Annotated in this window: 20 protein-coding genes; 7 read left to right on the plus strand and 13 right to left on the minus strand. The window is 73.4% G+C overall.

Features of this window, described 5'->3' with window-relative positions; genetic code table 11:
* Positions 1-36: 36 nt before the first annotated feature.
* Positions 37-825: a DUF4239 domain-containing protein gene (locus ACFZA2_RS05755; RefSeq protein WP_315994319.1), complete on the plus strand. Its 789-nt coding sequence runs from the start codon at positions 37-39 to the stop codon at positions 823-825.
* A gap of 225 nt (positions 826-1050) precedes the next feature.
* Here ACFZA2_RS05755 and ACFZA2_RS05760 read toward each other — a convergent pair whose 3' ends face one another.
* From ACFZA2_RS05760 to hemE, 5 genes are all read right to left on the minus strand, one after another.
* Entirely contained in the window at positions 1051-1329 is a 279-nt protein-coding gene (locus ACFZA2_RS05760; RefSeq protein WP_315994318.1) for a hypothetical protein, read from the minus strand.
* Positions 1319-1729, minus strand: coding sequence for a phage holin family protein (locus ACFZA2_RS05765; protein WP_366376512.1), 411 nt, complete (start codon positions 1727-1729; stop codon positions 1319-1321). Before ACFZA2_RS05765 ends, ACFZA2_RS05760 begins: the two co-directional genes overlap by 11 nt.
* Before the next feature lie 4 nt (positions 1730-1733).
* Positions 1734-2135, minus strand: coding sequence for a hypothetical protein (locus ACFZA2_RS05770; RefSeq protein ID WP_315994316.1), 402 nt, complete (start codon positions 2133-2135; stop codon positions 1734-1736).
* Between the two features lie 111 nt (positions 2136-2246).
* A complete protein-coding gene (hemG, locus tag ACFZA2_RS05775; protein WP_391401879.1) occupies positions 2247-3752 on the minus strand; it encodes a protoporphyrinogen oxidase in 1506 nt (501 codons plus the stop codon).
* Complete coding sequence (gene hemE / locus ACFZA2_RS05780; RefSeq protein WP_391401882.1) at positions 3749-4846, minus strand: uroporphyrinogen decarboxylase; 1098 nt, start codon at positions 4844-4846, stop codon at positions 3749-3751. Before hemE ends, hemG begins: the two co-directional genes overlap by 4 nt.
* Positions 4847-4937: 91 nt before the next feature.
* Here hemE and ACFZA2_RS05785 point away from each other — a divergent pair, with 91 nt between their 5' ends.
* The 3 genes from ACFZA2_RS05785 (at position 4938) to ACFZA2_RS05795 (ending at position 7241) form a co-directional block, all read left to right on the plus strand.
* Positions 4938-6266 carry a glutamyl-tRNA reductase gene (locus tag ACFZA2_RS05785; protein WP_391401885.1) on the plus strand — a complete coding sequence of 443 codons (1329 nt, stop codon included), beginning with the start codon at positions 4938-4940 and terminating at the stop codon, positions 6264-6266.
* A gap of 39 nt (positions 6267-6305) precedes the next feature.
* Entirely contained in the window at positions 6306-6587 is a 282-nt protein-coding gene (locus ACFZA2_RS05790) for a hypothetical protein (RefSeq protein ID WP_391401888.1), read from the plus strand.
* Between the two features lie 75 nt (positions 6588-6662).
* The gene (locus ACFZA2_RS05795) at positions 6663-7241 is read left to right on the plus strand and encodes an HhH-GPD-type base excision DNA repair protein (protein WP_391401891.1); all 579 of its coding nucleotides are present in this window, start codon (positions 6663-6665) and stop codon (positions 7239-7241) included.
* A 310-nt stretch (positions 7242-7551) separates the two neighbouring features.
* On the opposite strand, the gene ACFZA2_RS05800 is transcribed toward ACFZA2_RS05795, so the two are convergent.
* From ACFZA2_RS05800 to menC, 4 genes are all read right to left on the minus strand, one after another.
* Complete coding sequence (locus ACFZA2_RS05800) at positions 7552-12351, minus strand: SCO7613 C-terminal domain-containing membrane protein (RefSeq protein ID WP_391401894.1); 4800 nt, start codon at positions 12349-12351, stop codon at positions 7552-7554.
* Positions 12352-12627: 276 nt separating this feature from the next.
* Entirely contained in the window at positions 12628-14016 is a 1389-nt protein-coding gene (locus tag ACFZA2_RS05805) for a glycine--tRNA ligase (protein WP_315994309.1), read from the minus strand.
* Positions 14017-14074: 58 nt separating this feature from the next.
* Positions 14075-14776 carry a hypothetical protein gene (locus ACFZA2_RS05810; protein ID WP_391401898.1) on the minus strand — a complete coding sequence of 234 codons (702 nt, stop codon included), beginning with the start codon at positions 14774-14776 and terminating at the stop codon, positions 14075-14077.
* Positions 14773-15906 carry an o-succinylbenzoate synthase gene (menC, locus tag ACFZA2_RS05815; protein WP_391401901.1) on the minus strand — a complete coding sequence of 378 codons (1134 nt, stop codon included), beginning with the start codon at positions 15904-15906 and terminating at the stop codon, positions 14773-14775. Before menC ends, ACFZA2_RS05810 begins: the two co-directional genes overlap by 4 nt.
* A 248-nt stretch (positions 15907-16154) precedes the next feature.
* On the opposite strand from menC, the gene ACFZA2_RS05820 reads away from it, so the two are divergent.
* On the plus strand, positions 16155-16967 hold the full coding sequence (locus ACFZA2_RS05820) for an SDR family oxidoreductase (RefSeq protein WP_391401904.1): 813 nt from the start codon (positions 16155-16157) through the stop codon (positions 16965-16967).
* 10 nt (positions 16968-16977) lie between these two features.
* Positions 16978-17187 carry a multidrug transporter gene (locus tag ACFZA2_RS05825; protein WP_391401907.1) on the plus strand — a complete coding sequence of 70 codons (210 nt, stop codon included), beginning with the start codon at positions 16978-16980 and terminating at the stop codon, positions 17185-17187.
* Positions 17188-17235: 48 nt separating this feature from the next.
* Here ACFZA2_RS05825 and ACFZA2_RS05830 read toward each other — a convergent pair whose 3' ends face one another.
* Both ACFZA2_RS05830 and ACFZA2_RS05835 read right to left on the minus strand, forming a co-directional pair.
* Positions 17236-17922 (minus strand): GNAT family N-acetyltransferase, encoded by a 687-nt coding sequence (locus tag ACFZA2_RS05830; protein ID WP_391401910.1) that lies wholly within the window; start codon positions 17920-17922, stop codon positions 17236-17238.
* 92 nt (positions 17923-18014) lie between these two features.
* Positions 18015-19337, minus strand: a complete 1323-nt coding sequence (locus tag ACFZA2_RS05835) for a nitrate/nitrite transporter (protein WP_391401914.1) — start codon at positions 19335-19337, stop codon at positions 18015-18017.
* A gap of 225 nt (positions 19338-19562) precedes the next feature.
* Between ACFZA2_RS05835 and purU the strand changes: the two genes are divergently transcribed.
* Entirely contained in the window at positions 19563-20444 is an 882-nt protein-coding gene (gene purU / locus ACFZA2_RS05840) for a formyltetrahydrofolate deformylase (protein WP_315994300.1), read from the plus strand.
* Between the two features lie 210 nt (positions 20445-20654).
* Here purU and ACFZA2_RS05845 read toward each other — a convergent pair whose 3' ends face one another.
* Together ACFZA2_RS05845 and ACFZA2_RS05850 are read right to left on the minus strand one after the other, a co-directional pair.
* The gene (locus ACFZA2_RS05845) at positions 20655-21545 is read right to left on the minus strand and encodes an FHA domain-containing protein (protein ID WP_391401918.1); all 891 of its coding nucleotides are present in this window, start codon (positions 21543-21545) and stop codon (positions 20655-20657) included.
* 14 nt (positions 21546-21559) lie between these two features.
* Positions 21560-21835 carry a hypothetical protein gene (locus tag ACFZA2_RS05850; RefSeq protein ID WP_315994298.1) on the minus strand — a complete coding sequence of 92 codons (276 nt, stop codon included), beginning with the start codon at positions 21833-21835 and terminating at the stop codon, positions 21560-21562.
* Positions 21836-21947 lie beyond the last annotated feature (112 nt).

Below are 21947 nucleotides of genomic sequence, written 5' to 3' on the forward strand. Positions count from 1 at the left end.
GACGGCGTCGGGGGACGCCCGCCGAAGGGGTGCCCGATGTGGCTCTACGACCTGCCCATGTCCGTGGGCCTGCCGTTGTTCATCGTGCTGGTCGTGGGCGGATCGTGCGTGATCCTGCTCATCCTGCGCAAATGGGTGTTCCGCGTCGCCCCGCAGGGCGAGGAATGGGACCGGGTCCTCAGCTACGCGGTCGGCGCCTACGGCGTCTTCTACGGCGTGACCCTCGCCCTCATCGCCGCGGCCGCCTACGGCAACTTCACCGAGGTCGACGGCGTCGTGCTGCAGGAGTCGTCGTCGCTGGCATCCCTCTACCGCACCGCGGCTCTGCTGCCCGATCCGCAGGGCGACGAGCTGCAGAACCAGATCGTGCAGTACACCCGCAACGTGATCGACCTCGACTGGCCGATGCAGCGGCGACTGGAGATCCCGGCCGAGACGGATGCCAACATCTCGGCCATGCAGCAGGCGATCGGCCAGGTGCAGCCGACGACGGCGGCCGAGACGCTGTACGTGCAGCAGTCGCTCGATCAATTCCAGCTGCTCGTGGAGAACCGCCGCGACCGCATCGCCCTGACCCACCTGGCCCTGCCGAGCGTCCTGTGGATCGTGCTGAGCGTGGGCGCCGTTCTGAACGCCATCCTCATCGCCCTCATCGAGGTGCGCAACCTCCGCGTGCACCTGCTGATGTCGAGCCTGCTGGCCCTCTTCGTGGCGCTGCTGCTGTACGCAATCGCCGGCTTCGACCACGCCTACGCGGGTCCGATCGCGGTGACGCCGGAGTACTTCGAAGACCTGCTGAGCGGCCTGTTCCTGAACGAGCCGTGAGCCGAGGCGCGCCAGAGGACCCTGAGCCCGTCGAAGGGTCCGGGCCCCGCAGGCCACCGGTGGCTTCGACGAGCTCAGCCACCTCCGCCGAGCGCCGGGCGTGCGGGCGACCCTGAGCCCACGCCCCACCGGTGGCTTCGACACGCTCAGCCACCTCCGCCGAGCGGCGGCCGGATATGCCGAAGCGACCCGCCCCCGGTGAGGGACGGGCCGCTTCGGTGATGTTCAGCGCGTGTAGGCGCGCACGATGCCCCACACGGCGAAGCCGACGAGGGCGGCGACGCCCGCCACGGCCGCGGCGGCGGCACCGGGGTTGCGCTGAGCCTTCTCGCGGACGTCGTGGATCGTGCGGTCGACGGCGTCGCTCGCACGGCGCGGCACGTTGGCCTTGACCTCGATGGCGGCGAGCGCGGCCTTGAGCTCGGCGCGGGCCGATTCCACCGGATCGGTGATGCCCAGCGGCACCGCGGTGCGGGGCACGGGGACGGGACGCTCAATACTCATCGCGGGCCTCCTTGACGATGCGGACGTCTTCGGCGATGGCCTCGCCCGGGTTCTCGCGGTTCGAGAGCTTCTTGAACCGCAGGTAGCCGAGCAGCGCCAGGATCGCCGTGATCACGACCATCACGCCGAAGACGACGAGGGCCGACAGCCACACCGGCCACCACGACGACAGCCCGGCGATGACGAAGGCGAAGAACACCGGAATCGCCCAGAACAGCACGATGAGGGCGCCGACGAACCAGCCGGCGCCGATACCGGCATCCTTCGCCGTCCGCTGCGCCCACGCCTTCGCCCCGTTGATCTCGGCGACGACGAGGTTGCGCACCAGCTCGGGGATGTCGCCGAGCAGCTCGAACAGGCTGTCGTCGGAACGGTCGCGGAATCCGCGCGGAGTGGTCATGCGGTCAGCTCCCGGACGAGGTGGAGCCGCTCTTGGCCGCGCGAGCGCGCGTGGTCGCCGACTTCTCCGCCTGCTCGGCGTCGTCGACGGCGTCCTCGACGACATCGGCCACCTCGCTCGCCGAGCGCTTGGCGGCACGGCCGGCGCGCTCGGCGCGCTCCTGCACCGTGCCCGAACCGGACGCTGCGCTGGTGACGGACTTGGCGCCCTTCCACACCACACCGGGGACGGACTTGAGGGCGGAGACGCCGAGCGCCTTCACCTTCTCGACCTGTCCCTGAACGACGGGCTGGCTCCAGACCTTGTCGGCCTGCTCCTTGATCTGCTCGTACCGCTGGCGGCCGGCGCGTGCTCCGAGCACGTAGCCCGCCACGAGTCCGACGACGAGTGCTGCTTTGCCCCTCATGGGGTCTCCTCACGCTCGATCGAGTGCTGGTCGAGTCTCACAGTAGTCATGTATGCCGCGTCCGGCATCCGGCCTTGACAGGCGGCGCGGCATGGCCGACGGTGACGCGGGTCAGCTGCGCCAGAGCGCGACGCTGCGGACGCGATCGGCCTCGTCGCGCGCGTCGGGGATGACCTGCGCGAGTCCCGTCCCCGACAGCCACGCGCCCGTCGCGCCGAGCCCGGGGACGGCGCGGACCGCGCCGCGCGCCGCCTGCGTGACGGCGGCGCGGCCGATCGTCGCGGCCGGCTGCGACTGCACGTAGCGCACGCGGTGCGCGGCCCGGAGGACGGATGCCGGCAGCTCGACGCCGAGCATCGCGGCGGCTTCCGAGAGCGCGAGGTTCGCCGCGCCATCGTCGTCGAGGGCAGCGGTGGCGGGCTCCTCCCCCTGCGCGCCGAACGAGACGCGCACGACGTGGACGCCGGGGTCGGCGGCATCCCGGACCCAGTCCCATTTGGCGCTCGAGTGGGTGAGGGCCTTGGCCACGTGACTGCCGGGCACGGTGAGCACGCCGGTCCCCCGCGGCGCGCTGTCGAGCACGGGGGCGTCGAGCACGAGGGTCACGACCTCGACCACGGGCGCGATCGGATCGCCCTCCTCGAGCCCCGGCACGACGGGCGCGAGCAGCTGTCGGGCCGGCCCCTCGGGCAGGGCGACGATCACGGCCTGCGCGCGCAGCGGCTCGTCGTCGACCGACGTCGACACCGCCCAGCCGTCGTCGACCTGGCTGAGCCCCTCGGCTCGCACGCCGGTGCGCACCTCGACGTCGGCGTCGCGCAGGCCCGCCGCGAGCGCGTCGACCAGGCGCGCCATCCCCCCGACGATCCCCTGCACGGCTCCCCCCGGCGCCGGGGCCTTGGCGGCGCCGGCGGTGACCGGGACGTCGGATGCCGGGGCATCGGCCGGACGGGACGGAGGGCGGCGGGCGCGCAACTCGGCGACGGCACCCGTGAGCGAGCCGGTGCGGGTGAGGGCGGCGTTGAGGCCGGGGGCGGCGAGGTCGACGTCGATGTCGTCGGGCCGCGCGGAGTACACCCCGCTCGTGACGGGGGCGACGAGGCGGTCGAGCACCCGCGCGCCCAGGCGCGAGCGCACGAGCTTTCCGAGGCTGAGGGCATGGCCGATCGTGAGCGGAGGCCGCACGCGATCGACGTAGGCCCGCCAGGCTCCCGACCAGCCGATGACGCGCCGCACGTCGGGGGCGAAGGGGTTGTCGGGGATGCCGAGCACCCCGCCCTTCGGCAGGGGCGCGGCGCCCACGCCGGGGACGCCCGCGACCCAGGCTCCCGCCGGATTCGGCGAGACCACGTCGGCGCCGAGGCCGAGTTCGTCGAGCAGGTCGCGGACCACACCCCCGCGGGTGGCGAAGCTCTCGGCTCCCACGTCGAGCGTCATCCCGCCCACCTCGGCGGAGCGCACCACGCCGCCGAGCTCGTCGGAGGCCTCGAGAACCGTGACCCGCAGGCCCACCTTCGCGCACTCGCGCGCGGCGACCAGGCCGGAGACGCCCCCGCCGATCACGATCACGCGCGTCTCGTGCGCGTGCTGCACGAGACGATCGAGGGGCTCGCTCACGCCCGCTCCCCGTCGGCCGGGGCCCCCTGCGCGGGAGCGGCGTCGACCGAGGCTGCGTGCGCGTGGGCGACGATGCGCGTCAGCACGTCGGGGTCGGTGTCGGGCGGCACGCCGTGGCCGAGGTTGAGGATGTGCGCGCGCGCCGCGCGTCCGCGGGCGAGCACGTCGTCGATGTGCGCCGCGAGGACGGGCCAGGGCGCTCCGAGAAGGGCCGGATCGATGTTGCCCTGCAGGGTCACGTCGGGGCCGACGAGCGCGGCGGCCTCGTCGAGCGGCATCCGCCAGTCGACACCCACCGCGTCGGCGAGTCCGCCCAGACGCATGTCGTCGAGGAACGCCCCGGTTCCGACGCCGAAGTGGATGCGGGGGACCTCGATGCCCTGCAGGGCCTCGGTGGAGTGCGGGGCGATGAACTCGCGGAACGTCGCCGGTGACAGCGACCCCGCCCACGAGTCGAACAGCTGCACGGCCTGCGCACCGCCCTCGATCTGCGCGTCGAGGAAGGCGCGCGACACCTTCGCCAGCCATCCGGCCAGACGGTGCCATGAGGCGGGGTCGGCGTGCATCATGCCGCGGGCGCGCAGGTGCTCCTTCGACGGGCCGCCCTCGACCAGATACGCGGCGAGCGTGAACGGCGCCCCGGCGAAGCCGATGAGGGGGACGCTGTCGCTGAGCTCGGCCGTCACGCGCCGGGCGGCCTCGCGCACGGGCTCCGCCGCCGCGGCCACGTCGGCCGGATCGATCGCCGTCACCCGCGCGACGTCGTCGGCGGTGCGCACGGGGTCGGCGAACACCGGCCCGCGGCCGGGCTCGATCACGACGTCGACGCCGGCCAGGCGCAGGGGCACCACGATGTCGCTGAAGAAGATGGCGGCATCCACGTCATGCCGACGGATCGGCTGCAGCGTGATCTCGGCCGCGAGATCGGGCGTCAGGCACGCGTCGAGCATGCGCGTGCCGACGCGCAGCTCCCGGTACTCCGGCAGCGAGCGCCCCGCCTGCCGCATGAACCACACCGGCTGCCGCTCGGGACGGTCGCCTCGGAGGGCGCGGAGGAGGGGAGCGTCGGGGGATGCGGATGCCATGGCATCCATCCTCCCATTCAGCCCCTGTGCGCGAGGGGGATGCCTTGACGTCGAGAGGCCGCTCGGAATACCCCGAGGCGCCCGGGCGTAGAATATGAGCGTGTTGCTGTGCGTCAGCGCGAGTCACAAGACCGCGTCCTTCGAGCTCCTCGAGCGCCTCAGCGTACCCCGCACCCCCGTCGCCCCCCTGATCGCCGAGCACGCCGAGCTCGTGCAGGGCGCGGTCGTCGTCGCCACGTGCAACCGCTTCGAGGCCTACGTCGACATGGACGAGCCCGTCACCGCGGCCGTCGCCCTCGGCGTCGACGCCACCCTGAGCGCCATCGAGGCCGCCACCGGCGTCCCCGCCAGCGAGCTCGAGGGCTCCTACACCGTGCTCGGCGGCGACGACGTCGCGGAGCATCTCTTCTCGGTCGCCTCCGGCCTCGAGTCCGTCGTCGTGGGCGAGGGCGAGATCGCCGGCCAGGTGCGTCGCGCGCTCACCGAGTCGCGGCAGCTGGGCACCACCTCGGCCGAGCTCGAGCGGCTGTTCCAGCGCGCGTCCGAGGCGCAGCGCGGCGTGAAGAACTCCACCGCCATCGGCCGCGCCGGTCGCTCGCTCGTGCGCCTGGGCCTTGAGCTCGCCGACAGCCGCATCGCCGACTGGTCGACCCAGCGCGTGCTGCTGGTCGGCACCGGCGCGTACGCCGCCGCCACGGTCGCCGCCCTGCGCGATCAGGGCGCCGAAGACATCTCGGTGCACTCGCCCTCGGGTCGCGCCGCGAAGTTCGCCGCCAAGCACGGTCTGCGCGCCGTCTCGGCCGAGACGTTCCCCTCCGCCGTCGCGCACGCCGACCTCGTCATCACCTGCACGACCAGCGAGCACCACGTCGTCAGCGCCGCGACCTTCGCCGCCGGCCGCACCGGCGCCGAGACCACCGCGGCCGCCGGGTGCCCGGTCGACCACGCGGGCCGCCGTCTCGTCATCGACCTCGGCCTCCCGCGCAACGTCGACCCCGACGTCGCGACCGTGCCGGGCGTCGACCTGCTCGACCTCGAGACCATCCGCCTGCACGCCCCGCTCGAGGAGCTGCAGGCGACCGACGCCGCGCGCGACCTCGTGCGCGACGCCGCCCGCCGCTTCGCCTCCGTCGGTGAGCGCAAGAACATCACCCCCGCGGTCGTCGCGCTGCGCGCGCACGTCTTCGGCGTGCTCGACGCCGAGGTCGCCCGCGTGCGCGCTCGCGGCGACGAGGGCGGCCAGACCGAGCAGGCGCTGCGGCACCTCGTGGGCGTGCTGCTGCACACCCCCACCACGCGTGCGCACGAGCTGGCCGAGACGGGCCGCGCCGACGAGTACATCGACGCCCTCTCGGCGCTCTTCGGCATCGAGGTCGAGGGCTCCCCGGAGTCCGCCGCCGCGCGTCGCGACATCGCCGACGCGGGCTGAGCCCCCTTTCGCCTGCTGTCCTCGGGCAGGATGGATGCCGTGAGCACACCGGCATCCGAGGTCTACGTCGTCGCGGGCGAGGACCGCGCCCGCAACGGACTGCGGTGGGCGGCGACCGTGGTGCTCGGTCTGCTCGACGCGGGCGGGGGCGCGCCGGCGGTGAGCGAGGTCGTCATCCGGCGGGTGGACGGATCGCTCGTGAAGCGCCTCCCTCCCGGCGACGTCGATGACTTCCGCTCGCAGCTGAACGAGATCACGCTCGACCTCGCGTCGATGGATGCCGTGCCCTTCGCGCGGAAGTGGATCGCCGCTCCGGAGTGAGGCGGGTCGTGCCGCGCCCGGGGGAACCGGGGGTCCGCACGGCCGGGCGCCGGCCGGTCGCGCGAGAATGGGCCTATGAGCCTGCGCATCACCGATGATCCCGCCGCCGACGAACTGCTCTCGGCCAACCCCCTCGCGCTGCTGATCGGCATGCTGCTCGACCAGCAGGTGGCGATGGAGACGGCTTTCGCGGGACCGTTGAAGATCCGGGAGCGAACCGGGTCGATGGATGCCGCGAACATCGCACACGAAGACCCCGAGGCCTTCGCGGCGGCTTTCTCGCAGTCGCCGGCCGTGCATCGATACCCGGGTTCGATGGCGAAGCGTGTGCAGGCCCTCTGTGCCGCGGTCGAACAGGACTGGGACGGCGACGCCGCGGCCATCTGGACCCGTGACGACCCCGACGGCGCGACGGTTCTGAAGCGCCTGAAGGCCCTGCCCGGGTTCGGCGAGCAGAAGGCGAAGATCTTCCTCGCTCTGCTCGGCAAGCAGCGCGGCTTCGACGGCGCGGGATGGCGCAAGGCCTCCGCGCCCTACGGCGAGGACGGATCGTTCCGCTCGGTCGCCGACATCGTCAGCCCCGAGTCGCTGACGAAGGTGCGCGAGCACAAGCGCGCCGCGAAGGCAGCGGCGAAAGAGGCGAAGAAGGACTAGCCGCGAGGCCGCGTCGTCTCCTCGCGCCGGGGCCGGCGGGGCCGGCGGGCGGGCGGTCGAGGTCGGGGCCGGCGGGCGGGCGTTCAGGCCGGGGCCGGCGGGCGGGCGTCGAAGCCGGGGCGCGGGGCGGGCGTCGAGGCCCTCGGCGGGCGAGAGCCACGGACCATGAACGGCGGGCGCCCCGCCCACGGCGCGGGACTGACGGCGCGGCGCTCACGGCGCGGGGCCGACGGCGCCGCGCCCACGGCGCGGGGCCGACGGCGCGGCGCTCGGGTCGAGGCACGAGCTGCGCGGCGTTCTCCACCGGGTCTCACCGCAGGGCGCGCAACGCCAGGGCGACCGCCTTCACCTCCCGGATGCGACGCTCGTAGGTCGCGGCGACCACGATGAGCAGCGCACCCGCGATGCCCAGCCACAGCCACCACAGCCCCGAAGCGCTCTCGTACAGCGCGGTGATCCAGGGCCACAGCTGCGCGACGGCGTGCACGATCAGCACCACGCCACCGAGCACCACCGGAGCCTGGAGACGCCGTCGCACACCCCACAGCAGGGCGACGAGGGCTGCCGCGCCGAGGCCGATGACGCGCCACAGCGCCGAGTCGCCGGAGAAGTCGAACAGCAGCGAGGGGACCAGGAGCACGCCGAGACCCGCACCGAGCGCGGGCCAGCTGCCGAGCTCGGGCGTCGAGCGCAGCGATCGGATGCCGTGTACGAGCAACGCAACCGCGAGCGGAAGCGTCGCGGTCTCCACCGGATCGGCGGCGCCGACGGCGACCGCCACGATGGAAAGGGTCAGGCCGAGTCCGAGAGCCGTCCACCGCACGAGGGCGGCACGCGGACCGCGCCACAGCACGCCGACGGCGAAGACGACCGCGAGCGTGACGACCACCCGCACGACGTCCTGACCGGGAACGGCGATCAAACGCACCGCCGACAGACCCGTCGCCAGAGCGAGCGCGGAGACGGCGAGAGCGGGCGGCGTCCACACGGGAACGCCCGTGCGTCGGCGCGCGAGCAGGACGGCCGCGCCCATCAGCACGACCACGAGCACGACGAGCCAGAGGTCGAACGACGCGGCGCGGACGTCGTGTACGGCGCGCAGCGCCGTCGCGATGGCGAGGGCCACGCCGGAGATCGCCACGGACGGCACGAGAAGCACCGTCCGTGGGCCGGTCAGCAGTCGCGGCGCGGTTGCCAGCACGATCGCGGCGGCTAGGGCGACGCCGATCGCGCGAGTGGGGGAGTCGCCGGCGAGGACCGCTGAGGGGAGCAGCCCCACGGCGAGGCCGACCGCCGCCGTGACGACGAAGGGCAGGGGCATCGGCAGCGGCTCCGGGCGCGGGCGGGACCACCGCATCAGTGCCGCCGCCAGGGCGACGAGCGCGAGGGGAATGGTCGCCCACTCGATCGGGCGCACGCCCCCGGCCGTCGCGGCGGCCGCCACGAGCGCCGCACCGCCGAGGGCCGCACCGCCGACCGACATCGCGGCGACGGTCGGGTCGCCCATGCCGAGGTGCCGGTGCAGCAGCACGACGCCCGCGGCGCCGAGCACCGCGATGGCCGTCACGACGCGGAGGACCGGACCGACCGCGGCCGCGACGAGTACCGCCTCGCCGAGGGCGAGGACGGCCACGGCGGCGATCGCGACACCGCGCGAGGCCGGGGCGGCCCACGTCGTCGCCCGCCGCGAGAGGCCGACCGCCGCGACGGCGAAGGCCAGCGCGGCGACGACCAGCACGGCATCCGGTGCCGGGGATTCTGCCGCGCCGAGGTCGACGGCGCGGGTGACGCGCACCGCGGCGCACAGCACCAGCGTCAATGCCCCCGCGGCGGCGACGCCGACGGGCAGCACGTCGGGCGTGCGCGCGGGGCGGACCCACGCGCCTACGACGAGGACGACGAGGGCGAGCCCGCCTGCGACCACCGCACGGACGAGATCGTCGGGGTCGGCCAGGGCGGTGGGGAGGAGGGCGACACCCGTGCCCGCCGCCGCGATCACCGCGGGCGTCACGGCCGAGCGCTCCGGACGGCGTCGACGGGCGCGCTCGGTACCGGCCGCGAGGGAGAGCAGCGCGACACCGACCGGGAGGGTGAAGAACTCGACGGTGTCGGTGCCCTGCCACAAGAGGCGGGACCAGAGGGCGGCAGCCCCGACGGCGAGCGCGAGCCAGACGAGGTGACGCCGCGCGCCGCTCGAGGAGAAGAGCCCCTCGGAATCGGTGGCCCACAACAGCACCGCGACGGCGGCGAGGAGGAGCGGCACCCAGCGCAGGCCCTCCGACGGGGCGGCGGCGACCGCCAGCACGAGGACCACAGCCGTACCGGCATCGGTGAGCGCCCGCACGGCGGGTTCCGATCGCAGGGCGCGCAGAGCGACCCCCGCCACGACCACGCCGAGGGCGGCGGCGGCGATCGTCCTCGCGGACGCGGTCGCGCCGGCGAGGCGGAGCACCGTGTCGGTGGTGGCGGCGGCGAACAACGGTGCCGTCAGCGCGGCCGCGGGTCGCGCGATCCGCCACGAGGCCAGGCTCGGCGCCCCCGCGAGGGCGATCGTGGCGACGGCGGCGACGAGGCCCGCCCCCGCGATCCAGGCGTCGGCGGCGGGCGGCGCCGTGAGCAGCGCCACCCCGATCGAGAGCCCCGCGCCGATGGTCGCCGTGAGCGCACCGGCCGCACGCTGGGTCACGTCGAGTCGCACCCGACGGGCGAGCGGCGACACCAGGAACAGAAGGCAGCCGGCGGCCACGACACCGGCGGATGCCGCGGGGGCTCCCCCCGCGAGCGATACCTCGGCGCCCGCGCGCAGAGCGGAGGGGAGGAGCAACGCGCTGGCCGAGACGAAGGCGACGACGCCGGCGGTGGAGGCCACCCGGACCGAGCGGTGAACCCCCGCCGCCATGGCGATGACGCCCATCACGACGACCGTGCTGACACCCCACGCCAGCGGTGAGGCCAACGACAGGACCCACCCGCCGAGCAGCGCGATCGTCCCCGCGATGACGGCGAGCACGACGCCGCCGGCGACCACGGGGACCGCCGAGGGGACCGCCGATTCGAGCGGCATCGCCCCGGGATCCGCCGGAACCATCGGCTCCGCTCCTGGCGTCGGCGCAGCGGGAGCGGGGGCGATCGGAACGGGCCCGGCCGCGATGGATGCCGGAGCGTCCGGATGACCGACCGCGCGCGGCGCGTCGGCGCGCGTCGGAGGAACCGCCGCCGTCGCACCGGGGACGGGCGAGAACGCGGCCCCGACAGGGGTGGTCCCCTCGCGGGTCAGCACGCCGCGACGGCGGAGCAGCACCACGACCGCGACCAGCGCGAGGGCGAGGTACCACGCGACGACGAGCAGCAGGACCCGCAGCTGGGGTCCGGCGAGGAGCGCGATCGCGGCACCGGCCGCGAGGGCGGCGAGACGCCGGCTGCCCCACGCACCCGTGAGGCGCCAGGCGATGGCGGCGAGAGCCACGACGGCCGCGAGGGCGATCACGGCGGCTGTGGCCTCGGCATCCGGGTGGCGGACGTCGAAGGCGGACCGCCCGAAGACCGGGACGACGCCGCTGAGCTGGACGAACACCGCGCCCGTGGCGGCGCCCACCGGCGCGAGGGACGCCAGCCCGGCGACCGCGAGGGCGGTGATCGCGCCGGCGGCGAACGTCGTGCGCGCAAGGCCGGGCGCCGCCCGACGCCCCGCGACGTCGAGGGCGAGTGCCACCACCGCGGCGACCACGACGGGCACCGTCACGGTGAGCGTCGCATCGGCCGCCCGCACCACGGCGACGGCCACCCCGGCGCCCAGGGAGAGCACCGCGGTGATCGCGGCGACCGGTGCGAGTCGCGACTCGCCCCGGCGGGTCATCGTCCACGCGTGTGCCGCGAGGGCCAGGGCGAGCACCGCGGACGGCAGGACCGGCGCCCACGTGGACTCCGGGTCGAGGAACAGGGCGGCCGCGAGCGCCACGATCGCCGCCAGGCCGGCGACGGCACGCACCGCGGCGATCTCCGGCCGCAGCGGAGCACGCGTCGGGCGGCCGAGCAACGGAGCAAGGGGGGCGGCGATCGCCAGCACCACCACGACGAGGCCCGAGACGTACCAGGCGAGCAGCGTGTCGGATCCGACCACTCCCGCGGCCAGGACGGCGGGGCCGACGGTCAGGGCGACCACCGCCATCGACAACGGCGCGCGCAACCGGGACAGCCGCGACCAGCCGACGAAGGCGGCCCCCGCGGCGGTGGTCGCCGCACCCCAGTACACGGCCGCATCGAGGGATGCCGCTCCCCCCAGGTCGTTGGCGCGCACGGCCCAGACATCCAGCGCCACCAGGGCGATACCGAGTAGCGAGATGCCCTCGGCCGTCGCCTCGAGCCGGCGCCGGCGGAGGAGCGAGGCCGTGGCGATCACGGCCGCGGTGACGAGGCCGATGATGACCGAGCGCAGGACGAGACCGCCGCTGATCCACGCGACCGTGAGGAAGAACACCGCTGCCACCGCCAGCAGCACCACACCGGTCGAGAGCAGGAAGACCTGCACGCTCGAACGCCGCGGTTTCGCCGGATCGGCTGCGGTCGAGCCGACGGCAGAGGGTTCGTCGCCGGGCGGCACGTGCACATCGGCGGGGGCCGCGGCGACCGGGGTCGTGGAGGTGCGGGGGACGCCCGGGGCCGCGGGCAACGGCGGGCGGGGGGACGGCGGTGCCGCGATGTCGGTCGCCGAACCGGGCGGGGGGAACATCGCTGCGGCGGGGACTTCCGCGGGGGCCGCAGCGGGCCCAGCGAGCACCGGCGCCGACGCCGGCGCCGGCTCGGGCGTGGGCGCGGGACGCACGGGATGCCGTTCGGCCTCGGTCGCGAGGACCGGGCTCGATGCGGCGCCCTCGCTCGCCCGGTGGATGAGGAGGAGGGCCTCCGCGCGTTCGTCGACGAGGGCGACGATGCGCTGCGACAGATCGAGCACACGGGCCGTGCGTGCGTCGGTGAGGTCGAGACCGCACGCGGGACAGGGCGAGACCGTGATCGCGGTGAAGCACGAGGGGCACCGCCCGGTGTCGACGAGCGCCCCCGGCTGCGGGGGCCAGGAGATTCCCGAGCGTGCGCCCGTGTGTTCGACTTCCATCGTGCCCCCTCGGCGTCGGTCGTCGCCCCAGGCTAGCGAAGACCCCGCCGCCCCCTCGGCCATCGTCCACAGTGGGCCGCGCACGGCTCCTCCCCCGTTCCGCACCGCGGACGCCGTCCCACCCGGCGCGAGACCCCGTCGCGCACGCCGGCCCGGCTGTCTGGCCCGGAAACCGGGCGCGAAGACGCCGTCACCCGCGGCACCCCGCATCCTCGAAACGCGAAGACCGGATGCCACGGCCCCGAGGCCCCGGCATCCGGTCTCCCGTGACGCAGGTCAGGCGCCGCGCAAGCGCTCCGCGAGGTAACCGTGCAGCGCGTCGAGGCCGATGCGCTCCTGGCCCATCGTGTCGCGGTCGCGCACGGTCACGGCGTTGTCGTCGAGCGAGTCGAAGTCGACCGTGACGCAGAACGGGGTGCCGATCTCGTCCTGGCGGCGGTAGCGGCGACCGATCGCGCCGGCGTCGTCGAAGTCGATGTTCCATCCCGCCGCGCGCAGCGCGTCGGCGGTCTCGCGGGCCAGCGGCGACAGGCGCTCGTTGCGCGACAGCGGCAGCACCGCGACCTTGACGGGCGCGAGGCGCGGGTCGAGCTTGAGCACGGTGCGGGTGTCGGTGCCGCCCTTGGCGTTGGGCACCTCTTCTTCGCGGTACGCGTCGACGAGGAAGGCCATCATCGCGCGCGTCAGGCCGAACGACGGCTCGATCACGTACGGCGTGTACTTCTCGCCCGAGGCCTGGTCGAAGAAGGTGAGCGACTGGCCCGACGCCTCGGAGTGGCTCTTGAGGTCGTAGTCGGTGCGGTTGGCGACGCCCATGAGCTCGCCCCACTCCTTGCCCGGGAACCCGAAGCGGTACTCGACGTCGATCGTGCCCGCGGAGTAGTGCGCGCGGTCGTCTTCGGGGACGTCGAAGCGCTTCATGTTCTCGGGGTCGATGCCGAGCTCGATGAACCAGTTCCAGCACGCCTCGACCCAGTGCTCGAACCACTCGTTCGCCTCGGCCGGCGGGGTGAAGTACTCGATCTCCATCTGCTCGAACTCGCGCGTGCGGAAGATGAAGTTTCCGGGGGTGATCTCGTTGCGGAACGCCTTGCCCACCTGGCCGACGCCGAACGGCGGCTTGCGACGGGATGCCGTGAGCACGTTCGAGAAGTTCACGAAAATGCCCTGCGCGGTCTCGGGACGCAGGAAGTACAGGCCTGACTCGTCGTCGACGACGCCGAGGTAGGTCTTGACCAGGCCCGAGAACGACTTCGGCTCGGTGTACTGGCCCTTGGTGCCGCAGTTCGGGCACGGGATGTCGGCGAGACCGTTCTCGGCCTTGCGGTTCTTGCGGGCCTCGAAGTCCTCGATGAGGGTGTCGGCGCGGAAGCGCTTGTGGCAGCTCAGGCACTCCACGAGCGGGTCGGTGAAGGTCGCGACGTGACCCGAGGCCTCCCACACGCGCTTGGGGAGGATGATGCTCGAGTCCAGACCCACCATGTCGCCGCGGCCACGGACGAACGTCTGCCACCACTGGCGACGGATGTTCTCCTTCAGCTCCGTGCCGAGGGGACCGTAGTCCCACGCGGAGCGCGAACCGCCGTAGATCTCACCGGCCTGGAAGACGAACCCGCGGTGGCGGGCGAGGGCGATGACCTTGTCGAGGCGGGACTGTTCGGCCACGGTGGCTCCAATGGTCGGGAAAGCTGTGGGGATCGAGCGCGAGGGCGCGGCATCCAGTTTATCGAAGCGATCCCGCCTCTCCCGGCCCGCCGTCGCGGGCGTGCTCGCGCTCGCGCATCCAGTTCTGCAGATACGGCATCGCGACGTTCTCGGCGTGGGCGGCCAGGGTGGCGCGGGCGGCGTCCGCGAGGGAGCCGGGGGCCGGCGCCGCGGGGTCGGCGACGTGCGCGATCGGATACGGGAAGCGGTTGCGGAACATGTCCATCCACAGCAGCACGAGGTCGCCCTCGTGCGCGAGCGTCGCGTGGCTGAACGAGCCGCGCTCGTGCCGCTCGATCTCCCACCCGTGCCGCGCGGGCCGCGCGGCGTAGTCGGGATCCCCGCCCCACGACCACCCGCCCCGACCGCGGACGGGCACGCCGGAGCCGAAGCCGTTGAGCGCCGAAGCGAGCGCCTCGGGCGTCCACGGGGCCGGGAAGAACGTCGACAGGCTGACCCGCAGCGCCAGCGGCGACAGGTGCGTCGGCGCCTCGCGCGAGGTCCGCGTGAGCTCTGCTTCGAGCGCGGCGGCCAGCGCGATCGTGGCGGCCGTCGGCTCGCCCCGGTCGAGCAGCAGCACGAACGTCTGAAGGGCACGGAGGTAAGTGCGGTGCTCCGCGGCATCCGCGAAGGGCGGGATCGGGATGCCGTCGACGGGCGCCCGCCCCCAGGGCACGTCGTGGCGGTCGGTCTCCGAGAGACCCGAGCCTGCGCTGCTCATCGCGTGATCCGCTCGCGGTGCACGGTGAACTCCTCGAGCGCCGCCGCGTCGATGTCGACGCCGAGGCCGGGTCCCGTCGGAACCCGCACGTGTCCGTCCTCGACCACCGCGGGCTCCGTGACGATGTCGCGGGTGTAGAAGCGGGCGGATGCCGAGATGTCGCCGGGCAGAGTGAACCCCGGCAGGGCCGCGAGGGCGGCGTTGGCCGCGCGCCCGATCCCCGTCTCGAGCATGCCCCCGCACCACACCGGGATCCCCGCGGCGAGCCCGCGATCGTGGATCGCGACGGCCTCGAGGTAGCCGCCGACCCGGCCGGCTTTGATGTTGATGATCGCCGCGGAGCCGAGGGCGAGCGCGTCGGCGGCGGCCTTGTCCGAGACGATCGACTCGTCGAGGCACACCGGCGTGCGCAGGCGCTTCGCGAGGGTGGCGTGGTCGACGAGGTCGTCCTCCTGCAGGGGCTGCTCGATGAGCAGCAGGTCGAAGGCGTCGAGCCCCGCCAGCGTGTCCGCGTCGGCGAGGGTGTAAGCCGAGTTGGCATCCACCTGGAGAGGGATGCCGCCGAACGCCTCGCGCACCGCCGCGGTGTCGTCGATGTCGCGACCGGGCTTGATCTTGATCTTGATGCGCACGTACCCCTCGTCGAGGTAGCCCCCGACGGCGTCGACGAGCGCGGCCGGGTCGCGCTGGATGCCGACCGAGACGCCGGAGGGCACCCGGTCGTGCACGGCGCCGAGGTACTGCGCGAAGCTTCTCCCCTCGGCGCGGAGCGCAGCGTCGACCACCGCGAGCTCGAGGCCCGCCTTGGCCATGCGGTGCCCGACGACCGGGCTCAGGATGCCGGCGACCTCCTCGGGAGCGAAGGAGCGGCGCGCGAGCAGCGCCGGTGCGAGGAAACGCGAGAGCACGTCCCACGCCCCCTGCGTGTACTCGCTGGAGTACGACGGTTCGGACTGCGTGACCACCTCGCCCCACCCGCGGCCGTCCGCCGTCTCCGCGGTGACGATGATGACCTCGCGCACCGTCTCGGTGCCGAAGGAGGTGGTGAACGGCGACACGAGCGGCATGTGCAGCACGCGGAGTTCCACGGCGTCGAGGGTCACGGGTGCGGCGGGACGGAGGAGGGGCATGAGGGGAGGGTATCGGGGGCTCGTGGGTGCCTCGGTACGCGGGCGGAATGGCAGGCCGGACGCCGGTGCGGATGGCGCCCGTGCGAACTCCTGCAGAAGGACGTCGGGCGAGCGCGAGCGGTCGCCGACGCAGGGAATTGCAGGAGTCGTGCACGGCGCTCGGCGGAGACGGTCCGCGACCGTAACGCCCGCGCGCGACCCTGGCAAGGCCGACGACCCGGCGATGCCGCGCGCGTAGCGTCACCGGCATGAGCGACGACTTCACTCCCCGCCACGCGATCGTCACCGGCTCCGACTCGGGCATCGGCGCGGCCACCGCCCTCGCCCTCGCCGACGCCGGGATGGACGTCGCGGTCACGTACCACTCCGATCAGGACGGCGCGGAAGAGACCGCCGCGGCCGTCCGAGAGCGCGGCGTGCGCGCGATCGTCGCGCAGTTCGACGCGACCGACTTCGACGCGGTCCCGGATGCCGTGAACGCCATGGCCGACGAGCTCGACGGTCTCGATGTGTTCGTCAACAACGCCGGGGGCGGGATCGGCGGCTCGTTCCTCGACCTCGACTTCGACACGTGGCGCACCGACATCTCGCTGAACCTCGACGGCGCCTTCCTCGCCCTGCACACCGCGGCGAAGCGGATGGTGACCTCCGGCAACGGCGGGCGCCTCATCGTGGTGTCGAGCGTGCACGAGCACCAGCCCCGCGTCGGCTCCGCCCCCTACGTCGCCGCGAAGCACGGCGTCGGCGGCCTCATCAAGACGATGGCCCTCGAGCTCGGCCAGTACGGCATCACGGCCAACGCCGTCGCTCCGGGAGAGATCGCCACCCCGATCAACGACATGTCGGCCGAGGATGCCGATCGCGTGCACCGCCCCGGCATCCCCCTCGGCCGCCCCGGCAAGCCCGAGGAGATCGCCGACGTGATCCGGTTCCTCGCCTCCCCGTCAGGCTCGTACGTGACGGGTGCGAGCTGGGTCGTCGACGGCGGGATGCTGCACATGGGCCCGCAGGCGGGCTCGCACATGGAGTCCGACGCCTGGCGCTCGGCCGGCGAGGAGTGAGCACAACACCATGAGCGACGAGAAGAGCTTCGAAGAGAACCGTCACGACCAACTGACGAGCGCACCGAAGGCGACGGAGGACGACGCCGCGCCCCGCTTCGATGTGAGCCGGCACGACGGCGTCACGCGCATCGACGTGCGCGACGACGCCGCAGTGCGGCCGGGACCCGGCCCGGGTGACCCCGCCGCCGAGAAGGACCAGCCGATCACCGAGCAGTGAGCCGCCGCGTCGCCGGGCGATCGGTCCTCGACCGGCCCGGCGACGCGGTCATCCCATGATCAGGTATCCGCGCCGGTCGAATCCGCCGATCCGGCGACCGGATGCCACGTGCCCGCGCAGCTCGTCGCGCACCCGCCGGCGCCACACGGCGGCGGACGCCGGGTCGCTGCGGCGCAGACCCGCGATGTCGTCGGGCACCGGGACGACCGCCGCGATCTCGGCATCCGTCGGGGTGGGCGCGGGCGGCTCGGCGAGCGCCCACGACACCAGGAGCCGGTCGGACTCGTCGCCGCGGTTGACCTCGTCATCCATCTCGCCGTACTGGTTCACCAGGTAGTCGGTGACGCGTGTTCCGAGCACCGCGAGGTTGAAGTGGGCGTTGCGCGGGATGAGCGGGTCGAACGTCCACGTGATGTGCCCGACGCCGCGCTCGAGCGCCCAGTCGCGCTGGTGGATCTTGAGCTGTCGCCCGAGGCCTCGCCCCTGGTAGCCGTCGACGATCCCGGTGATGTGCGAGTGCATCGTGCGCGCGGCGGGCGGCCCGAAGAACGCCGCCGACGCGCCGATCATGGCGTCGCCGTCGTACAGCCCGACGACGTAATCACCGGCGTGTTCCAGTGCTCGCAGGATGTTCGCCGGCATCGTCCCCCGGTCGCCCCACACGCGGTCCAGCACGCGGGAGGCCTCGTGCACGGCGCCGACGGTGTCGAGCGTGCGGATGTCGATGGAGCTCATGCCTCCGATCCTCGCACCGCGGTGCGGGGGGCTCGTGTCCCACGTACGGCCGATCCCGGTCGCCGACGTCAGCGCGTCAGCCGTACGCCGCGTCAGCGCGGGAGCACCCCGCCGACGTGGCGGATGGTGCGGCCGCGTTCCACCACGATCGCGATGCCCCCGATGAGCCACAGCGGCACCTGCGTGAGGAAGGCCACGCGGAACGCGTCGAGCGAGTAGCTCTCGGGGCTGCCCGCGCCCTGCACGTCCATCGCGATGCCGATGAAGAGGATGGCCAGGAGGGCGGCGAGGAAGCCGCCGCCGTTGACGATGCCCGTCGCGGTGCTGAGGCGATGACTGGGTGTGAAGGTGCGCGCGTGGTCGAACGCGATCATCGACGCCGGTCCCCCGGTGGCGAGGGCGAACATGAGCACGATGAGCAGCCACAGCGGGGCGGGCCCCGGCCACGCGACGACCGCGATCCACACGAGCGCCTGGAAGACGACCGTCGGCAGCACGAGCCACCGCGATCGACGGCGCGGGTGGCGGCTCGAGAGCGCGCCGATCACGGGACCGCTGACGATCCCGAACAGCACGAACAGTGTCATGATGCCCGATGCCGCCGCGGGTTCCAGCCCCTCCCCTGCGGTCAGGAACGGGAAGCCCCACAGCAGCATGAACGCCGTTCCCGCGAAGGGCGTCGCGAAATGCGACCAGAACCCGAGCCGCGTGCCGGGGTGCGCCCACGATTCGCGGAATCCCTGCCGCAGATCCGGCGCCGAACGCACCACGCGGATCGCGCCGGTCTGGGTGTCGACGGAGGTGTCGACCGGATCGGCTCGGCGCTCGGGCGGGCGGTTGCGGATGATCGCGAAGGTCAGGATCGCGAAGAGCACGCCGAGCCCCGCGACGCTGCCGAAGGCGACGCTCCAGCTCGTCGCGTGCAGCAGGGCCGCCAGCGGCACCACCGCGACGATCTGGCCCATCTGGCCGATGATGCCCGTGAGCTGCACCAGCAGCGGCGCCCGCTGCGCGGGGAACCACGTCGCGATCACGCGCAGGACGCTGGGGAAGACGGCGGCGTCGCCCGCCCCGATGAGGACGCGGGCCAGGATGCCGATCCCCACGGCATCCGCGAAGGCCATCACGAGCTGGCCCACCGCCATCAGCACCATGCCGATCGCGATCATCGGGCGCGCGCCGAAGCGGTCGAGGAGCAGCCCGACCGGGATCTGCATCGCGCCGTAGACGAAGAGCTGGATGACGGCGAACATCGACAGCGCCGACGCGTCGGCGCCGAAGCGCACGGCGGCATCCACTCCCACCGCCGACAGCGAGGTGCGGTTGACGATCGAGACCACGTAGGCCAGCACGCCGACGGCCCACAGCGTCCAGGTGCGCCAGCCCGGCCGGTCGAGGCGGAGGGTGCTGGTCACGTCTTCCAGGCTAGACCCGGTCACCGACATCGCCGGGCGGGGTGGCGCGGGCGGCGGCCCCGTGCGCAGGCGACTCTGCCGGCGCGGGCGGCCCTGGCTGTGTGGGCGGCGGCACCGTACGCGGGTGGCCCCGGGGCGACAGAGTGGCCCCGGGGCCACCGAACGCGCCCCGGTACGTCGCAGCAGGTGGTCGGCGAGGTCACCCGCGCACGGCAGAATGGTCCGATGGTCTCCGCGAGCCCCCACCTGCAGCCCGATCACGCGTGCCTCATCATGCACGGCAGCGACACCCCCGGCATCATCGCCGCGGTCTCGGCCCTCATCGCGCGTCAGGGCGGCAACATCGTCGCCTTCGACCAGTACTCCGACGACCCGCGCGGGGGCGCGTACTTCCAGCGCGTGGTCTTCCACCGCCCGAACCTGACCGTCGCGCTGCCCGAGATCGAGGCCGACATCGCCACCACCCTCGGCGAGGGCTTCGAGCTGGAGTGGACCCTCACCGACCTGTCCACGCCGAAGCGCATGGCCATCCTCGCCTCGAAGCAGGACCACTGCCTGCTCGACCTGCTCTGGCGTCACCGTCGCGGAGACCTGCCCGTGAGCATCCCGATGGTCGTGTCGAACCACACCACGGCCGCAGAAGACGTGCGCTCGTTCGGCGTGCCCTTCTTCCACGTGCCGTCGACGCCCGGGCCCGACAAGTCGGCATCCGAGGCGCGCATCCTCGAGCTGCTCGTCGGCAACGTCGACTTCGTCGTGCTCGCGCGCTACATGCAGATCCTCTCGCCCGACTTCCTCGAGAAGATCGGTGTGCCCGTCATCAACATCCACCACTCGTTCCTGCCGGCCTTCATCGGCGCCGAGCCGTACAAGAAGGCGAAGCAGCGCGGCGTCAAGCTCATCGGCGCAACGTCGCACTACGTCACGAGCGACCTCGACGAGGGCCCGATCATCGAGCAGGACACCGTGCGCGTCACCCACGCGGACTCGGCGGCCGAGCTCGCGCGCCGGGGCGCCGACGTCGAGCGGCAGGTGCTCTCGCGCGCCGTGCTGTGGCACGCGGAAGACCGCGTCATCCGGCACGGGAACCACACGATCGTCTTCTAGATCGCGGATGCCGAGCGCCCGGCCACCGCGCCCCGCTCGGCACCCGTCCGCATGGCGGGCCCGCGGCTCGACGCTCTCTGCAGCACTACGAGCAGCCCGACCACGGCGAGACGGCATCCCTCTGAAATCTCGGTTGCAGGCTGCACCGGTTTCGTCAGCGGGATGCCGTCTCGCCGTGGGCAACAGACCATCGGCCGGCGTCGAGCGCCGTCAGTCGGGATCGCTCGCGCGGCTGAGCGGGCCCGAACCGCCGCGCGGGGGCTGCTTGCGCTGACGCGCGAACTCGCCGCCCTGCCGTCCGCCGTACGGGCGACCGTGGTCGGCGAACTCGGCGCGGAAGTACGCCAGCCGCCAGTCGCCCAGCTCGATGCGCGCGCCGGTGCGCAGGATGCGCCCCCCGCCGTCGCGCCCGGGGCCCTGGTCGCGCGCGCCGCCTCCGCCGACGGCGTCGAAGCCGTACAGCACGTACTCGTCATCGCCTTCGTGTCGGATCTCGGCGTGCACCGGAGCGAGTCCGGGCAGACGCAGGTCGGCCTCGTCACCCGATCCGATCACGGTCTTGGTGGGCAGCAGGTCGAATTCTCGCGGCCGCGAGCCGTCCCACGACGAGTCGCCCACCGCGAAGATGAGCCGCGGCCGGCCCGACCCCGGGGTGTAGTGGGTGGTGGTGACGCGGCGGCGCACGGTGCGGTTGACGGTGGGCACCAGCGGAAGCGGCGTCTCGGGGGGAACCGGGAACGTCAACGTCCGGTCCCCGTTGCGGCGGACGAGCAACGGCGCCACGGCCGCCACCGAGCCGAGCCGGATGTGCTTCGACCCGGTGATCACCCGTTGCAGCGCGCCGCTCTTGATGTCACCGAGCTGCAGGATGGGCCCGTCCGGTCCTTCGAGCTTCACGGAGATCCCCCGGGATGCCAGGGCATCGGCGACCGTGGACAGCTCGGCGAGCGTCCGCCGGCCGTTCCCCGGCAGGCGCGAGGGGTCGTTCACGACGATGCGCACCTCGGTGCCGGAGGCCGTGACGGTCCCCTCGAACGGCGGGGAGTCGGCATCCCCCCTCTCCTGCTCGGAGAAGGCGAGGTCGATGTCGAGGCGCACCATGACGGCGCCGCCTCTCAGTTGCCGCGGTACGGGTCGGACCCGGCCGCGGTGTCGTCGCTCGTGGTGACGCGGAGGGTGCCGTTGAGCTTCCACGTCGCGCGGGGAGCGTCGGGGCCGATGTCGCGCGGCACCTCGACGGTCATGTCGACGAAGGAGTAGTTCACGGCAGCGCCGCGGCCGGTGAGGTACGACCACATCTCGCGGCCGAGGTCGGTCCAGTCGGTGATCGAGTGGCCCTCGGGGCCGGACGAATCGGCGAACGGGTCGGTGGTGGCAGGAGTCTCGGACATGGCTTCGGTCCTTCCTTTCGTTTCGAGGCCACCAGCGTCCCAGCGGCCCGGACCGGTGGAGGAGGGATTGCGCGGACGCCGCGGTTGGGGCACCATTCCCTCGACCCCCAAA

Origin of the sequence: Microbacterium sp. NPDC007973, assembly GCF_042958465.1 — a bacterium.
In the GTDB taxonomy this organism is placed as follows: Bacteria; Actinomycetota; Actinomycetes; order Actinomycetales; family Microbacteriaceae; genus Microbacterium; species Microbacterium galbum.

Coding starts and splice junctions, on each gene's coding strand:
- ACFZA2_RS05850 (WP_315994298.1), bottom strand. CDS start 21,835: ATGTCCGAGACTCCTGCCACCACCGACCCGTTCGCCGATTCGTCCGGC.
- ACFZA2_RS05830 (WP_391401910.1), bottom strand. CDS start 17,922: ATGAGCTCCATCGACATCCGCACGCTCGACACCGTCGGCGCCGTGCAC.
- menC (WP_391401901.1), bottom strand. CDS start 15,906: ATGCCCCTCCTCCGTCCCGCCGCACCCGTGACCCTCGACGCCGTGGAA.
- ACFZA2_RS05825 (WP_391401907.1), top strand. CDS start 16,978: ATGAGCGACGAGAAGAGCTTCGAAGAGAACCGTCACGACCAACTGACG.
- ACFZA2_RS05800 (WP_391401894.1), bottom strand. CDS start 12,351: ATGGAAGTCGAACACACGGGCGCACGCTCGGGAATCTCCTGGCCCCCG.
- ACFZA2_RS05760 (WP_315994318.1), bottom strand. CDS start 1,329: ATGAGTATTGAGCGTCCCGTCCCCGTGCCCCGCACCGCGGTGCCGCTG.
- ACFZA2_RS05845 (WP_391401918.1), bottom strand. CDS start 21,545: ATGGTGCGCCTCGACATCGACCTCGCCTTCTCCGAGCAGGAGAGGGGG.
- ACFZA2_RS05770 (WP_315994316.1), bottom strand. CDS start 2,135: ATGAGGGGCAAAGCAGCACTCGTCGTCGGACTCGTGGCGGGCTACGTG.
- ACFZA2_RS05755 (WP_315994319.1), top strand. CDS start 37: ATGTGGCTCTACGACCTGCCCATGTCCGTGGGCCTGCCGTTGTTCATC.
- ACFZA2_RS05810 (WP_391401898.1), bottom strand. CDS start 14,776: ATGAGCAGCGCAGGCTCGGGTCTCTCGGAGACCGACCGCCACGACGTG.
- hemE (WP_391401882.1), bottom strand. CDS start 4,846: ATGGATGCCATGGCATCCGCATCCCCCGACGCTCCCCTCCTCCGCGCC.
- ACFZA2_RS05820 (WP_391401904.1), top strand. CDS start 16,155: ATGAGCGACGACTTCACTCCCCGCCACGCGATCGTCACCGGCTCCGAC.
- purU (WP_315994300.1), top strand. CDS start 19,563: ATGGTCTCCGCGAGCCCCCACCTGCAGCCCGATCACGCGTGCCTCATC.
- ACFZA2_RS05795 (WP_391401891.1), top strand. CDS start 6,663: ATGAGCCTGCGCATCACCGATGATCCCGCCGCCGACGAACTGCTCTCG.
- ACFZA2_RS05765 (WP_366376512.1), bottom strand. CDS start 1,729: ATGACCACTCCGCGCGGATTCCGCGACCGTTCCGACGACAGCCTGTTC.